Source organism: Peribacillus sp. SIMBA_075, assembly GCF_046534585.1.
This window is the reverse complement of sequence record NZ_JAWRYN010000021.1, coordinates 64149-79922: the sequence shown is the minus strand read 5'-3', so window position 1 is coordinate 79922 and position 15774 is coordinate 64149. Positions and strand designations below refer to the sequence as shown.

The window sequence follows — 15774 nt, the reverse complement described above, 5'->3', positions numbered from 1 at the left end:
TCGCACTTCCGCTCCAATCAACCTTAAATAGTTTCGTTTTAAAAACAACAATCTTTACGAAAAGAGCCTAAATAAAACATTATAAGTTTTGTTTTCCTTTAACGCCATTTATCGAATAGCTCATTTTTATGTTGGCATTTAATGAGTGATATACTGAACAGTACGTATTTTTCGATAGTTGAATCGCACGGACCACTTTATCTTCAGGCAGATCACCCTCCAATAAATAGTGGATATGAAAATCGGTAAACCGCTTAGGGTGGTTTTCTGATCGTTCCCCTTCTATCTCTATTTGAAAGGCCTTTGTTTCAAATCGCATTTTTTTTAAAATCATTACAATATCAATACCTGTGCACCCGGCAAGAGAATGTAAAAGTAACTCTGTGGGTCTTGCTCCACTATTCTTTCCTCCTACGTCTTCGGCAGCATCCATCTTTATTTCATGTCCCGACGGAGTTGTGCCAGAAAAGGCCATTTCCCCTGACCATGTAATCCTTGACTTCATTTAATTCAATTCCTCCCTTTCTAGATGTTTTGTTCTAAATAGGCCACATGTCTATTTAATGTAAGTACAGGTCATTTAAGTCTTAAAATAATATTTCCCCAATATTGCGGTCAGTACGTATATTAAAAGTACTTGGCTTCAGGATTGTATTTTGACCTTAATTTGTGATGGACTTTCAATAATATTATTTCCAAAAGACTTGCTCAGTTAGTCATACTTACTTAACCTACCATGAAGTTTTATAGTTTCCTTTACCATTTAAAGGTGTTTTATAATTATTATTTTCCCCTTTTTGCCAAGTAATATTGCCATTTTCATCTTTCATGACGAACTTGAATTCATAGAGTCGATCTGCTGCTAAACGGAAAGTTCCACTCCAGTTCCCTTCTTTGTTTTGTGTGAGTTTATATTCGTAATCTTCAACATTCCATCTGCCGATTTCCCCTCTATCCCCTATTAAGTAAACTCCCTGTGTGACAGGTACATTTTCAACTGTGAATGTAACTGGAATCGACTTGCCTTCCAATTTATCCTTCATCATCCTGAACTCATTTGTGGGGTTTCCTTCATCGTCGAATAAATAGGACATCCTCAGCAAGGTAAATCCCTCAAAACCATGGTTAAAAACCATTTCTGCTATATTGTCAAAGCCCGATTCATTATTGATTAGCGGGAGTGCGTTTTCTCCGTTTAAAGAAATTCCTTTTTCATTAGCTAAAGAGGCAATATGTGTCACCAACGTTTTAGGAGCGCTATATGATGGTGCAGTATGTGCGTCTTGGTCTCCCATTTCCAAACAGGTGAACGTGAGGGCCATATTCGATTTCTTAAATTGATTCAATAATTGGGAGTAGTTATAGTACCCGGCACTATACTCTGCTGAATGCGGTAGTACTGGATCATTCATTTTCCAATGGACTCCTGAGATTTTAGCTCCAATTGGCACGCCAAAGACTTTATCAAAATGTTTATGGGCAAATTTAGAGATTTTTGCAAGATGTTTTTCGAGTGCTCCTTGATACCATTGCATAAAGTCGTATCCAAATTGTGTATCGATTGCTCCGCCCTTGGTGAAAAATTCATCCCCGTTTCCAGGTGGCTGAATCTCATTCCAGTTTTTATATGATTCACCCCAGGCAGCATTTAATTTTTTTATCGTTGAATATTTTTCTCTCAAGGTAAGTCTGAAATCCCTTTTCGCTCCTTCTGTATAAACTTGAAGCTGTCCCCTTTCAGGATAATCCCAGCCATCAGCATTTTGATAGGAGGGATATCTTAGTTCCCCAGCTGGTCCTGCACTTAGATATATTTTAGCTATTAGGTCCTTCTTATCAGCAAAGTTCTTTGCAAAGGATTTATACAATTCGTTGTACTGATCTGCTGTACCTTCCCACCAAGGAGCAAGTACTTCCTTATTCCAGAAACCACTTTCACTCTTGAATGCCATGTTATCTAGAGTGTCCTTATTCCAGAGCCAACTCGGGATGGGATAGTTACAATCATCCCCCACATTACCGCCGCATTGATGTGTAGACAGAATGGGCACCCATTTTAAACCGGATGCTTCCACTGTTTCCGCATATTTTTTATAATAGGACCAATCAAACTGATTATCTTTTTTACTCTCGACTAACCCCCACCAGATATCTGTCGTTATTGCATATACTCCATTTTCCTTCAACTGAATTAACTGTGCTTCAAATGCCTCCCAATCTGTTATTTCACCCAATGGGGCCATTACATATAGCTTGTAATCTGGTTTTACTTCTGCTAATCCAGGTGAAGTACTTAAAGGAACAAAATACAGCATAAAGGTAAAAACGCCAACAGATAATTTGTTCATAAAAACGCCAACCTTTCCCCTATTTATTCTTAAAAATCCCTGGTTGAGATCGCTTACATCCATTGTTAAATAAAGTCACTCCTTTACTAGAAATTATATTTGTTTTGGTAATATTTATCAATTTAATTCGTCGGGGGAATATGTTCATAGCTCCTCAAAGAAAAAAATGGATAGTCCTATAAGAGACTATCCAGCAGACAGTAGACAAACTCGATCGATAAATAATTGAGTTTGTCTATAGTCATTTTAAGGGTTTGTGAACGTTGATTGGAACGTAGGGCACTCGTTTTCCGCGGGCGCTCCACTCTTGGCGCCCTTTGTGCCTGTGGGGCCTCCCTTGGGCATGCTTTTCCCGCAAGAGTCCCGCACACCCGTTCCAATCAACTTTGTTTTAAAATAGAAGGATAAAAACATGGAGTGATAAGGATGGCTTCTAAACATTATTCTATTCAGCAAGATCAACTTGAAATGATTACGATAGATCAATTGGTGCCCGCAAACCATTTGGTTCGTAAAATGGAGGCCGTCATTAATTTTTCTATCATTTATGACTTGGTGAAAGACATGTATTCCGAAAAAGTAAACATAGTTTTAATTCTTTCCAAGTACCCAGTTTTTCTCCATGAAGCTGAGCTAGAACCAGAATCAGGAACGCTACGATTCTAATTGCGGAAAATACTAAATATCCTGTAGCATATGTTATCTGTTTTAGCGTTCCGAGTATATTTGGAACCAAGAATCCGCCAACCTCAGACAGCTCCCGCAATTCCTGTAATGAAACCAATTTCTTACTAACTGAAAGACAGCCCATTTGCCCATTCCGAGAAATAGCATAATGTATAAGGTATCAATAAGTTTGAAGAGAAGTTCTATCAAGTTTTATTTTTTCATTTTCATAAGCATAATAATAAGTGTTGATTCTTGATTTACCTTCAGACGATTACTATTCTTCATTAGAGGGCGTAATCTTCCCGCGGCACGAAACGAAGAACTCCTTCATAAGATGTGTTATGAGCGGCATGTAGTGATTTAATAATCAGATTATAGCCGGGGAAAGGTTGGGTGCAATAATATGAGGCAATATCCAATTCATAATAATCCATTTCAAAATCTTCAGGAAAAAGACATGTCTTTTGAAGAGGTATTCGTTCATATTGTAGAATTCATGAAATTAAATCCTTCCGGTGACTATCGATTAATGGTTGGTACAGATTCGCAAGTACATAAAAAACATACAGTGTTCATTACAGGCATCGTGATACGTCAGGTCGGGAATGGTGTATGGGGCTGTATTAGAAAAGTGATGATTCCTAGAAGGATGATGCAATTACATGAACGTATTTCCCATGAATTGTCGTTAACTGAGGAGATCGTATCCATGTTTACGGAAGAAAGAAAAAATCAGCTAATCGATATTGTCCTGCCTGCTGTATATCAAGGGGCAACGTTCATCATGGAAGGGCATATTGATATCGGGATTGGAAAGCGGAACAAAACCAGTGAGTTTGTTAAAGAAATGGTAGCCAGGATGGAATCCATGGGAGTGGAACCTAAAATTAAACCCAACGCTTTCGTTGCTTCAAGCTATGCCAACCGGTATACAAAGCAAGAGTAAATGACTCCAAAACATGCAAGAAGCCTAAACTGTGAGCAATGGAGCTTTTTTCAAAGTAGGTAAGATGGATGGTAATATATTATACTAGAACAATATAGGTTGGAAATTTCCTGTTCTTTTTTTCAAGCTAAAAGTTGTACATATATTCCTCTCGTACGTTGCTCTGAATAACGCAAAAAAACCGGCCTCAGACGAGACCGGTTTTAAAGATAGAAGCCGTCATTGCCGTATTCAGTAAGAAAGTTTTAAACCACCACTCCTCAAAGTGGGTGTTTGCAGAAACAATCCTGTTGTCCAAGTCAGTGACGAGGCATAACATTCCTGTTTCAATATAAAACTCCCTATTACAGCTTAAAGGTTAAAACTTAAATATCATTACGAACAGTACAGCTTGTATTGTTATATTACCTGAATTCCTTATATCTTACAATGGTAATATTTGCTATAGCGATAACCAATCAAATTGGCTTTATCTTGGAATGGACGCCCTATTATCCCTTTATACTTAATAAAAGCATTCGTTAGGATCAAACTATTGATCAAAATAACTGATAATATCCACTTGGTCTTTATTTTGTAGATGATTGCTGGGATCTCCATAAAACCTTTTCGTGATTACACCTAATGCCTTTCTGCTGTTCTCCACTCGTAGATAAGGAACATCCAATCCCTTTATGTCGCGATCGCCAATCACAACCGAAGCGCCTTGACGAATTGCATCTTTAATGTAATTATGGCCATCCTCCTTATATCCGTTAACGGCAACAAAAAGGTATCCATTTTTTATTTCTTTTGAGTTATCGGCGACACCTGTAATGGATATATCTTCAACGTCCTTCGGCAAATCCCAGTTTATTGCTTCATATATTACGTCTTTAAGGATCATTAACTTTTCTCCTTTTTCAATTAAGCTATTCACCCTATATTTTGTATAAATCATAATTAACAACATGCCATTATTAGTATTAACAAGTACTCTAAAAATAATTGTTAATATATAATTTGTTTGTTGGTAAAAATTTTTTTCAGGTTGAGTCCGCCAAAATAGATTAAAGCCATTACTAAAAGCCCGTACATTTATGAATAAAAAAAAGCAGCATGAATTGGCTGCTTTTCTTTAAAAATAATATGGATATAACCGGTATATCTTCATGTTAAATTGAGATTTTCTCCTCGTTTTCCCCAACCAAGTCAATCACTAAGTTTACTATTCTTTTTTCATTACCTACACTTACGATTGAATTTCCAGGGGTTTTGTTTCGGCCTTTTGATTGTACAATGGCAAAATGAAAAACATCCCTAGTATAAAAAAGAAAGCCGCGGTTTCAAATATGGAAACGAGTGAAAATTGCTCTTTCAACACGCCAGCAGCACTCATAGTCAAAACCATGGAGCCAGTGAACAATGGGCTTAGGATTCCATTGACTCTACCAATGAACTCGCCTTCGGTCCTCTGCAATATCAATGTATTAATCCCAATTTGAATACAAGGCAGCATCAGCCCATTAAAGAACTCGGCAGTAAGTGTAATCCAAAGGTTTGTTGACAGCCCCATTACCGCTATTCCAATGGCATTCACAAGCATTCCAAATGCTAATAATCTCTGAGGTGCCACCTTTTTGGCAAAAATCATCACTCCTGCTCCGCCTAAAATCATCCCAATCCCATTCAACATAAATAACCATTGAAGATTTTCCTTAGGCAGACCCAGTTGTTCGGTAACAAGGAATATCGAGAGCGGCTGAATGAAACCCAGTCCGAGCCCGGCTGCCAGAAAACATAAACCAAGCAGACTCAGTTCTTTTTTTCGCAACACGTAGCTCACTCCGCTTTTCATTTCCTGCCACAATGTTGTTTTGGCCTTTTGTTCATCAAGTTTGCGATCTTTTGGAAGGAAAGCTAGTGCACCAGCTGAAAATAAAAACGCGAGGCCAGTTATAGCAATCGAGATATTGATCCCGAATGATTGGAAGGCAAATGTACCGAGAATCGGACCTAAAACCATAAATACTGCGAAAACTGTCTGATAAACTGACATCCCTGTCTGAATTTGACTTTCTGGCAAATGCATTTTAAATAGCTTCATGCCTGATGGCTGAGAAAATTGAGAAAGTATCGCCGAAATCAAAGTTGCAAAAAACACCATTTTCCAACTTCCGAAGATAAGCGTGATAAGCACAGCAAATACGGATATTGCACTTAAAATATCACACCAAACCATCGTTTTTTTCGGACTCCACCGGTCAGCGAACGTCCCTCCAATAAATGAAAAAATAAAAATGGGTGCGAATTCCGCTACTGAAATCATTGAAATGGCAAAGGCATCCCCATTTGTCTTTTCCATGACGAATAACAAAACTGCAAAATTCCGCACCCATATCCCTATTTGTAAAAACAAGCCTGAAAAGATGATGGCCCGAAATACACGATTTGTAAATAAGTTAGGTTCCTTATTACTCAATGTTACAGATGAGTTTTTTCCCAATATAAAAACCTCCTGTGAAATATCTGGACAGGAGGCAGTACAATACAAATTTAAAAAGGCATAATATCCCTAATTGAAGGAACACAATGATCTTTGTTTGTATTTTAATGTACAGACTAATCCTATCCAGAAAAAAAGATCGTATTTAAAACGCATTTTTTCTTAAAGAATAGGATTAAATGATCATTGTTTAACCGTTCCCCTTCCATTTTATGCTAAAATCATAATAATCCATTTAATCTGAAAAATCAAGATAAAAATTAAAATTCAATGATAATCTGGATCAGACTTGTTGATTTTCTTATTCAAAAAGAACTTCCTTTAAAAGAAAACCCTTTTATATCGTAAGTTTTCAGGGTTATTGCTGATTGATGCTTCTGCACTTTGTTCCACTTTGCCACAATTTTTTCATGACCTTTTCCCGGAATAGCTCGTGCAAGTGTATGCTTCTTATCAGTTCTCCAGCATACGTTCATGATTCGGATTCGCCTGTACAAGTAAATGGGAAGATGGCATAAGAATTTGATGCTCATGTAAAGCAGCCATCATCTCAAACCTGACATTTCTTGCTGTTTCAAAGTAATGTTCAGGTTTTACAAGCCCCACTATGCATAGTTCATATCCAACATATTTTAGATTCGGATTTAAATCCGTAATGCCTATGTATCTAAAATCCTCTTCGGGGGTCCCATCCTCTAGCCTTAGCAGGCTTTCACCATACTTATCATTACAGATAATACATATATCCTCCAACAGCCGTTTTACCTTTTCAGGATTTTCCTGGTAACTTACTGTAATGCGTTCAATGATTCGCATTCTCCCTTTATTAAAATTTTGAATCGTCCTGATTTCACTATGTGGGATGGTCAGCAATTTTCCTGACCATTCTCTGATCTGCATGAACCTGATACCGATTTCCTCTACGGTTCCGGAACTTGTCCCATTGAATGTCACAAAATTCCCTACACGAAATTCATTATCTGAAAGCCTTACAAATCCCAATAAAATATCCTTAAGCATTTGCTGAGCGGCAAATCCGATAACGATTCCCACGATCCCCGCTCCAGCTAAAATTCCTTTTATATCAATGAACTGCCCAATCAGATAAATGAGGAAAATCAAAACGATGCCGTACCTGAGACTGGAACGAGTAACCCCCTGTATCGTTTTTTCCACTTCTTCCTCAAAAAAATCAGATCTTTTAAAGAACCATTCGACCATTTTATTCAAAATATAATATACCGCCAATAACAGTAAAGTTAATATAAACAGCCTCATTAATAAGAATTCCTTCAAATAATCCAAAGCACGCTCAGTAAAATTCAAGATTTCCATGTTCACACCTCTATTTCAACTTTATTCAGAATCGATTAAGATCCAATCATCATCTTTTCCTATTATCCCTTCATCCAATATAAGTCTTGTTTTAAGGCGATAGGATACCCCTCGCTTATAAGGCTCCTTCAATATAGGCAGACAAAAGTTGAAAGGAATTTCATTGCTTTCCCCTGACTCAATCTCACTTGAAGCTAAAATGGTGCTCGTCTTAAGAGTATTTTCCATTCCCGTAGAATGAGTATCCATAATTAAATCACATTCGATCCTCCTTATTCTTTGCTCCTGGGTACCACCCTTAATCAAAAAATATCCATTTATGCATTCACCGGATTTATACGTATTTTTCGGAAGGATTAAATCTATTTGTGCAGAACCTATCCCTAAAAGTAACAAAGATTTTCTAAGTATCAACGAATACACTCCATTTATATTTATTTGTTTTTCTATTAAAACCTACATGTTTATACATTTCCTTAAGGGGACTACAAAAAAACCTTTACCACTTTGGTAAAGGTTTACTAAAACAAAATAGACCTTTACCAATAGGTAAGGTCTGGCTAACAACAATATGCTGCCAACAACACCGAGAGCAAAGAGCTCCGTAATGACGACATTGTTGTAAAAGCTACTCCCCTTAGGAGAAAGTATTCAAGTATATTATTTATCATACGTTAAGATTAGAAAGTTTGTCAAACCTTTATATTTTATTTTTTTCGGGTTCTGCCTGGGTAATTCGAGTTCTTTGTACATATATTGGTAATAATAAAAATATAATGAATTAACTTGTCCTGTAATTGTAAAAGAATTAACTGCTAGGTTTTAAATAGGCCAGTTGGTGGAATATGAAGTATGTAACAGCTAGTGTCCTTCTATTTAAAACTCGGTGAACGCTCCTTTCAAAAAGAATAAAGTGAACAAACTATGTATATTTATTAAAATCTATAATTATATTTAAAAATTAGCAAGATTTCTCTTTTACTTTCGCTGATCGTGTTGTAATATAAATGTAACAATTGTAATATTAATTAAACTTTCGTTACATAAGTATCCTATTAGGGATTGGGGAGATAAAATATGAAAAAATTTTCAGGTGTGCTATTATCCATTATCATTTTATTTTTCACATTAAGTGGTCAGGTTACCGCCAAAACGTCATCACAGAATTTATCTGATGCAAATGCATTAAAGATAGCCGATAATGCCAGCAAACATTTTTGGAATGCTTTACATGGGTACAAAACCCAATCATGTTCACAAAAAACTTTCAATTATAAAGGGACAGAGTATTCATACATTTGCCAAGAGTTCAATACAAAAGATAAATTGACTGCCTACCTGGCAGAGACATTTACTAATAATGCAGTTGAAAAAGGACTGACTAAATATAATTACATTACCTATAAAGGGAAATTAGCACGTCCAGTCGGAGATGGCTTTAGCATGTTAGAGTGGAAAAAAGCCAAAATTAAATTGGTCTATCAAAAACAAAACGTTAGGTCATACAATTTAACTGTACCTACAGTCGACGGTGAGTCAGTAAAAAGAACGGTTACCTTTTATAAGTCCGGTTCCGCTTGGAAAGTCAATCAGTTCGATGCAGTTCAATAAAACATTGGTTTAAATGTAACGCCTCATATGCTGTATAGTTAGTTAAAAACTATATGTCATATGAGGTGTTTTTTTGTTGTCCCTTGTATCTTGAGAAATAATATTTCAGATATCAGCTCACTCTTTCACTTCACAAAATATTTAAACAAAAAAACACAGCTAAGATGCTGTGCCTTAACGGATTTTTGCCTTACGGAAGCCTTGATAGGTATCGTAGGCGGCAAAAATGATGAAGATGAGTATGAGACCCCAGTATATCGAGCTTTTCCATTCATCGATTGAGAATAGTGTTCTTTGGTATGCAAGGAATTCCGGGTTCAATAAATCAGGATTACTGATGATGATGATGAAAGCCAGAGTGTACAACAGCTGGTATATGGCATGAAATAAAGCTAATTTCAGGGTCCATCGTCTTAAAAATAATTTATAAATCGCCAAGAGCACTCCAATGATGACGACGCATGATACCAGCAGCCAATAGGAATTCAATACTTCTTGATTGAAAGAAGGTGTCACGAAAATGAGACTGCCATTTCTTTTTTCATAGACTCCTAAGAGGTTTGCTGCATTGAAATAAAGGGCCGCGAAGACAGAAAGACCTAACAAACTCGCAAAAATCTCGATCATAGGAACCGCTTTTTTCTTTGAAATGTTCGGCATAACTTTTAGGTTTTCCGGTGTCCATGGTTTCAAGTCCTTTGTTAAAGGCGACTGGTCTTTTGAAGTATCCATGCGTTCTAAAATGGCAAATGAAAGCGTTAACCAGAAAAACACTTGGATACCTGTACTGATAATACCGGTAATCCCTTTCCCGATTATTATTAAAATTGCGTCCACAACCGTATTCCCCATATCCCGAAAAGGATTATCCCCTATTAATCCGATCAGTGAAATGACTGCAGCTATTGGTAAAATCATTTTCAACAGACAGATATAAACATCAAAATAACGCGGTCCAATCAAATGCATCGGCCGATCGCGATAACGACTTGCCAGTATAACCGGATCTCCTAATTTTAAAAGGACGGCTTTCACGTCTTGCTCCGTATGATCCACCGGAAGCATATCTTCGATTGTAGATTGAAGCTCAAGCGCAATATCCCCCCGGTTTTTTTCTGGCAGCCTGCGGGTCACTTCCTGAATATAAAGTTCAATCAGCTCCATCTTCTCCCTCTCCTTTTAATAATATATAAAGCTCTTGAGAAGTTTTTTCCCATTCTTCCTTTAACTGAACGAATATTTCTCCACCATAATCGCTTAAAGAATAGTACTTGCGCGGTCTACTTTCAGAAGTATCCCAGCTGCTTGTGACCAATTCTTGTTTTTCCAGGCGGCGAAGCAAAGGATATAAAGTACTTTGATCAATGGTAATTCCCGACTTCTCTAAACGCTGGACAAGCGAGTACCCATACTGCGGAGTTTTGAGCTGACTTAAGACAGCTAACGTCAAAGTGCCCCTGCGCAGCTCAGTGGTTAATGAATTCAGTAAAGTGCTCATCCAATCACCCCTTCTCTATACTATGTGACGTACACCATACCTTATACTATGCATCATACACTATTTTAGTTCTTACACCAATATAAAAATGAAAATATATTTTATTTAATGCATAAAAAAGAGAAGCGTTTCACGCCTCTCCGTTTTTCCATTATTAATATCATACAAGAATGACCCATAATATCATCGTCGTGATAATCGTGACTACCCCTTGTATTAAGGTTTAGGACCGACAATCCTCAATACGACTTCGGTCATTCGTAAAGCGGCCCCACCTTTTTCCAAAATGGTTCCGATTATTGAACCGAAAACGATTACAAGTCCAATGCTCGTCATCAGTTCGCCAAAACCGCCGTTAATATTCTCAACGATCTGATCCAGAGGCATTCCAGAAGCAAAACCCACAAATAAAGTGCCTAATAGTAGCGATAAGAACGGATGCAACTTGAATTTAGTTGTCGCAAAAGAACACGCCAATGGCCAAAACAATAAAAACATATGATTACCGCCTATTTTTACTCGCTGCCAAAAAAATCCGCATTACTTGTTCAGCTGCTAGTTCCAAAAATTCAGCCCCTCTTTCCATAGCTTCCTTTAAAGGCATAGGGGCGTTCACCAGACTATGGACACTAGTTATTCCATGGTCATATAAAGCTTCAATACCTGTTCCGATTGATCCAGCCAAGACAAATACGGGAATATCATGCTTCTTCGCTTCTTGCGCAACTCCCATTGGTGCTTTACCTGAAGCTGTTTGGTAATCGATTTGGCCCTCACCGGTAAAGACACAATCAGCATCGTACAGTTTTTCACCCAGTTTCGTATATTCCATAACAATATCGACGCCCCTTTTTGTTTCCGCATGGAAAAAGGCCTGAAATGCACTTCCAATTCCACCAGCAGCACCAGCTCCAGCTTTATCATGCAAGTGAATACCTGTCTTGATTTCCACCAAATCAGCCCATGTTGATAAAGCTTTATCAAGCATTTCAATCATGGCAGGGGTGGCTCCTTTTTGGGGTCCGAATACACTTGATGCCCCATCCGGTCCGACTAACGGATTTTGAACATCCGAAGCAATCAAAAACTCGGAATCTGCAATTCTTGGATCAAAAGCCTCCGTATTTATTTCAGATACACGCGATAATTCGGCACCCCCTAATCCCAAAGGACTCCCCTCATCATCAAACACCTTCATTCCCAAAGCCTGAAGCATTCCAACTCCGGCATCATTGGTAGCGCTTCCGCCAATCGCTAAAATGAACTTTCGACATCCATCATCCAATGCTTTTTGAATGAGCTCCCCTGTCCCGTATGTAGTTGTTATCAATGGGTTCAACTCATCTGGATCGATTAGACATAAACCGGATGCACTGGCCATTTCAATCACACATGTTTCCTGATCACCCAAAATTCCATATGCTGCCTGTACGTCTTCAAGTAAAGGCCCTTTAACGGTCACTTCAACTTTTCGCCCATTTGTAGCTGCCACAAGACTATCCATCGTACCTTCACCGCCATCCGCTGCAGGAACCAGTTCAGTCTCGGCATCCGGCAGCGCCTTCCTGACCCCTCGCTCGATTGCTTCCGAAGCTTCTAATGCTGACAAACTCCCTTTATAGGAATCTGGTGCAATAACAATTTTCATGCTCAGGTCCCCTTTGAATTTTTTTTATATCAGGTTAATTATAATCTTCGAAAATATTTTAATCATCGTTCAATCTATACGAAAATTAGTATGACATATTTATATTTTTTTAGCTATTCCGCTAAAGGGCTGCTGGATAAATCGTTCAATGGCGTGGCGACAAAATTCCTAGACCATTATTTGAGTTGGTTTCAATTCCATGATTGCATCAGGCATCGAAATGATATATGCGTCGGTAAGCAAAATGATTGTTGATAGCTGCCTGCTCTAAACAGAAGCAACCTATGACAAACTTAAATTACTACAATTCTCCAAATGGTTGATAGAGGCAGGATTATTGATGCAACATTAATATTAGGGAGCTCAATATGAAAAAGATGATTTCGCTCGAATTCATCCAAAACTTTTATCTAGTGAAGGTCACAGGTATTGGCTACAAGCTGTTGGTAAAGAAATTACATTTGAATTACTAGATGACAGCACTTCTCTGTAAGCAAAAGTGAATCATGCTTAAGAACAAATGGTGAAAACTCTGATTTTGGTTTGTTTGGTGATGTAACCATTTTTAACTCTTCCTTGATAAGTTGCTCTATACTTTATGAATTCTCTGACTTACTTCGTCCATAATAAGCGACAACTAATAATCCTTCAATTATCTGTTTTCTCACCTTTTCGTCAGAATGTGTAGGCTTAAAGACAAGCTAAACATTTGGAAACCAGCCTTCAACTCTTCTTAATGAATTTTTTAGTAATCGATAGGTACACTGGCTCTCTTGTGCTCCTATTGTAAGTGTACCAGTTAGTTCTTCTTCTCAATTTGCCGCCATAATTGCTTTTTGACTTAGTCTGATCATCTTGTCAGCATATTGTTTAAACTGGTGACTGCCCATGATTCAGCAGTTTAACTATATCTTTAATTTTATTGGAATTGACTTTGAGGGATATATTATTCTAAAGGAAACAAACCCGAGGCCGTCCTTCGAGACAAAGCTGTTTCTCAAATTCATAATAAGTTGAGATTCTAACCGAAGCAAATGAACTCAAAACATAAATGGGCTGCGTTCCACATCGAGTGCAGACCCTGTTTTTTCCTCTGTGAAATAAAGTGTTGAGTTATATCCTTAAAATTAATTTGCTGAATTTAAAGTTCACCTAATCTAAAGGGCTTTAACCAATGTCTAGAGGTATGGAAATAAAGCCCTAAACTTAAAAAAACGCCATCAAATGATGGCGGTACCTCGTTTTTTACATATCTTCCTCGATCGTTTCAACAAGGATAAAAAGAAAATGATAGATTAAATTAAAAGTTTCTTCTAATGATAGGTCTTCTCGAAACCCATTTACATTATCCAAGGCAAAATTCACATCCCATAGACCGTCGCCCTGGTTAAACATCAAGCTGAATGATCCAATGCCTTCTTGAAGTTCCTTTGTTAAATACGTTTTTAAAGCTTCACCCATTTTTTTCTGGAATTTCAATCCGAACATCGCGTTATAAGTACCGAAAACATCATCCATTTCCAATGAAAGTGCCTCAACACCGATTAATCCGAACCATTTGGATTCAAAGTAAAGGAATTCTTCTTTATTATTTTTCAAATACTCGATCGATTGTGATAAAAATGCAGAGTTCTCTTCAGAAATCAATTCTTCACTCTCTTTATTACTGCGCTCGATATATGCATCTGTAAATCTGGATGTATTTTCTTTTTCCACTATAGTGATATCATCAGCGATTAATTTATGCTTTTCAACATAATCCCTTTCTTCTTTAAACAACTCAACTTTGTTTTCGTTTATGGATTTTGATATGTATGATTCCATTTGTTTTTTTAACATGTTATGTCCTCCTAGTATCTTTTCAAGCTTTCGCAATTTCAATCATAGCATATTCACTGCAGATAAAATAACTTTGAGAATTAAATTACAATATCGGTAGTGGCAATCGTTTCGTGACTTCGATATAGTAATGGTAGGTGTTATACATACGAGAGAAATGGGATGTTAAATATGCAAAAAATCATTGTAGTTGGAGCGGGGATTTTAGGAGCTTCCACTGCCTATCAGCTGGCTAAAAATGGGGCTGAAGTGATCATTATCGACCGCCAAGATGAAGGACAGGCAACATCTGCAGCTGCAGGAATCGTATGCCCATGGATATCCCAAAGGCGTAATAAAGCTTGGTATCTCCTTGCTAAAAATGGAGCGGCTTTTTATCCCGGGTTAATTGAAGAACTTGAACGGGATGGGGAAACTGAGACTGGTTATGCCCAAGTTGGGGCCATAAGTTTACATACAGATAAAGAAAAACTGATTGCCATGAAGAACCGAGCAGCAAAACGGAAAGAAGATGCACCTGAGATCGGGACGATTACATTCCTTACTCCAGAGGAAACAAGTGCCTTATTCCCGCCACTTTCCAGTGAATATGCAGCAGTGCACGTGAGTGGTGCAGCTCGGGTCGATGGTCGTGCGCTACGTGATTCCTTATTGCGGGCATCACAAAAAAACGGTGCGAAACTAATGTACGGTGAGGCTATACTTAAATATAATGGTGCACAAGTGACAGGTGTAATGGTTGAAGATGAATTCATACCTGCTCATAAAACGATTGTTTGTGCTGGAGCATGGGCACCAGAATTACTGAAACCTTTGGGTGTGAATTTTCAAGTCAGCTTTCAAAAGGCCCAAATCATTCATCTGAAAATACCAAATGCAAATACGAATAACTGGCCTGTGGTCATGCCTCCAAGTGATCAATATCTTTTGGCTTTCGATAATAATAAAATCGTCGCTGGGGCGACTCATGAAAATACGGAAGTTTTCGATAACCGAATGACCGCAGGAGGATTGCAGGAAGTTTTCAATAAAGCATTAAATACCGCTCCCGGCTTGACAGACAGTACTTTTGTTGAAGCGAGGGTGGGCTTTCGTCCATTCACACCTGGATTCCTTCCGGTTATTGGTCCTTTGCCAGATTGGGAAGGAATAATCGTTGCCAATGGTCTTGGAGCATCTGGTTTAACAATGGGCCCCTATATTGGCTCCCAATTGGCAAACCTCGCACTTGACAGAAAAATGGATATCGATTTAGAAAATTATGATGTAAGAGGTGCGATTTTAATATAAATTTTATACCTACACTCAACTGACCCTGGAACTTGCCTAGGTCAGTTTTTTTTAAAACAGTTCCTTTCATTTGCAATAAACATCGTTGTTACAGTATGGTTTTTC

At 37.8% G+C, this 15774-nt stretch carries 13 protein-coding genes, 1 other RNA gene and 3 pseudogenes; 5 read left to right on the top strand and 12 right to left on the bottom strand.

Going from position 1 to position 15774, the window contains the following annotated elements; genetic code table 11:
- Positions 1 to 79 precede the first annotated feature (79 nt).
- Positions 80 to 505, bottom strand: a complete 426-nt coding sequence (locus SB775_RS16150; protein ID WP_089362251.1) for an OsmC family protein — start codon at positions 503 to 505, stop codon at positions 80 to 82.
- A gap of 226 nt (positions 506 to 731) precedes the next feature.
- Positions 732 to 2348, bottom strand: coding sequence for a family 14 glycosylhydrolase (locus SB775_RS16145; protein ID WP_410862184.1), 1617 nt, complete (start codon positions 2346 to 2348; stop codon positions 732 to 734).
- A gap of 426 nt (positions 2349 to 2774) precedes the next feature.
- Between SB775_RS16145 and SB775_RS16140 the strand changes: the two are divergent.
- A pseudogene (locus tag SB775_RS16140) lies at positions 2775 to 2924 on the top strand (IS5/IS1182 family transposase); the annotation flags it as partial.
- A 496-nt stretch (positions 2925 to 3420) separates the two neighbouring features.
- Positions 3421 to 3963, top strand: coding sequence for a ribonuclease H-like YkuK family protein (locus SB775_RS16135; RefSeq protein WP_089362260.1), 543 nt, complete (start codon positions 3421 to 3423; stop codon positions 3961 to 3963).
- A 209-nt stretch (positions 3964 to 4172) separates the two neighbouring features.
- Here the strand turns inward: SB775_RS16135 and ssrS are convergent.
- From ssrS to SB775_RS16110, 5 genes are all read right to left on the bottom strand, one after another.
- Positions 4173 to 4359: non-coding RNA, 6S RNA (gene ssrS, locus SB775_RS16130), on the bottom strand.
- Between the two features lie 136 nt (positions 4360 to 4495).
- Positions 4496 to 4849 carry a Mur ligase domain-containing protein gene (locus tag SB775_RS16125; RefSeq protein WP_410862182.1) on the bottom strand — a complete coding sequence of 118 codons (354 nt, stop codon included), beginning with the start codon at positions 4847 to 4849 and terminating at the stop codon, positions 4496 to 4498.
- Between the two features lie 345 nt (positions 4850 to 5194).
- A complete protein-coding gene (locus SB775_RS16120) occupies positions 5195 to 6448 on the bottom strand; it encodes an MFS transporter (RefSeq protein ID WP_061463244.1) in 1254 nt (417 codons plus the stop codon).
- A 453-nt stretch (positions 6449 to 6901) separates the two neighbouring features.
- The gene (locus SB775_RS16115; RefSeq protein WP_410862181.1) at positions 6902 to 7783 is read right to left on the bottom strand and encodes a mechanosensitive ion channel family protein; all 882 of its coding nucleotides are present in this window, start codon (positions 7781 to 7783) and stop codon (positions 6902 to 6904) included.
- Positions 7784 to 7804: 21 nt separating this feature from the next.
- On the bottom strand, positions 7805 to 8197 hold the full coding sequence (locus tag SB775_RS16110) for a sporulation protein (RefSeq protein WP_410862179.1): 393 nt from the start codon (positions 8195 to 8197) through the stop codon (positions 7805 to 7807).
- Between the two features lie 663 nt (positions 8198 to 8860).
- On the opposite strand from SB775_RS16110, the gene SB775_RS16105 reads away from it, so the two are divergent.
- Positions 8861 to 9394, top strand: a complete 534-nt coding sequence (locus SB775_RS16105; protein ID WP_089362265.1) for an IseA DL-endopeptidase inhibitor family protein — start codon at positions 8861 to 8863, stop codon at positions 9392 to 9394.
- Positions 9395 to 9568: 174 nt separating this feature from the next.
- Here the strand turns inward: SB775_RS16105 and SB775_RS16100 are convergent, their stop codons facing one another.
- The 4 genes and pseudogenes from SB775_RS16100 to SB775_RS16085 all read right to left on the bottom strand — a co-directional run bounded on the left by SB775_RS16100 (position 9569) and on the right by SB775_RS16085 (position 12540).
- Positions 9569 to 10558, bottom strand: a complete 990-nt coding sequence (locus SB775_RS16100) for a hypothetical protein (protein ID WP_410862178.1) — start codon at positions 10556 to 10558, stop codon at positions 9569 to 9571.
- Positions 10545 to 10892 (bottom strand): PadR family transcriptional regulator, encoded by a 348-nt coding sequence (locus SB775_RS16095; protein ID WP_410862177.1) that lies wholly within the window; start codon positions 10890 to 10892, stop codon positions 10545 to 10547. The genes SB775_RS16100 and SB775_RS16095 overlap by 14 nt, the downstream gene beginning before the upstream one ends.
- Before the next feature lie 222 nt (positions 10893 to 11114).
- A pseudogene (locus SB775_RS16090) lies at positions 11115 to 11390 on the bottom strand (GntT/GntP/DsdX family permease); the annotation flags it as partial.
- Between the two features lie 4 nt (positions 11391 to 11394).
- Positions 11395 to 12540 (bottom strand): glycerate kinase, encoded by a 1146-nt coding sequence (locus SB775_RS16085; RefSeq protein WP_410862176.1) that lies wholly within the window; start codon positions 12538 to 12540, stop codon positions 11395 to 11397.
- A 138-nt stretch (positions 12541 to 12678) separates the two neighbouring features.
- Here SB775_RS16085 and SB775_RS16080 point away from each other — a divergent pair.
- A pseudogene (locus SB775_RS16080) lies at positions 12679 to 12811 on the top strand (IS1595 family transposase); the annotation flags it as partial.
- Positions 12812 to 13785: 974 nt separating this feature from the next.
- Here the strand turns inward: SB775_RS16080 and SB775_RS16075 are convergent.
- On the bottom strand, positions 13786 to 14379 hold the full coding sequence (locus SB775_RS16075; RefSeq protein ID WP_410862175.1) for a branched-chain amino acid aminotransferase: 594 nt from the start codon (positions 14377 to 14379) through the stop codon (positions 13786 to 13788).
- Positions 14380 to 14550: 171 nt separating this feature from the next.
- On the opposite strand from SB775_RS16075, the gene SB775_RS16070 reads away from it, so the two are divergent.
- A complete protein-coding gene (locus SB775_RS16070; RefSeq protein WP_410862174.1) occupies positions 14551 to 15669 on the top strand; it encodes an NAD(P)/FAD-dependent oxidoreductase in 1119 nt (372 codons plus the stop codon).
- Positions 15670 to 15774: the final 105 nt, after the last annotated feature.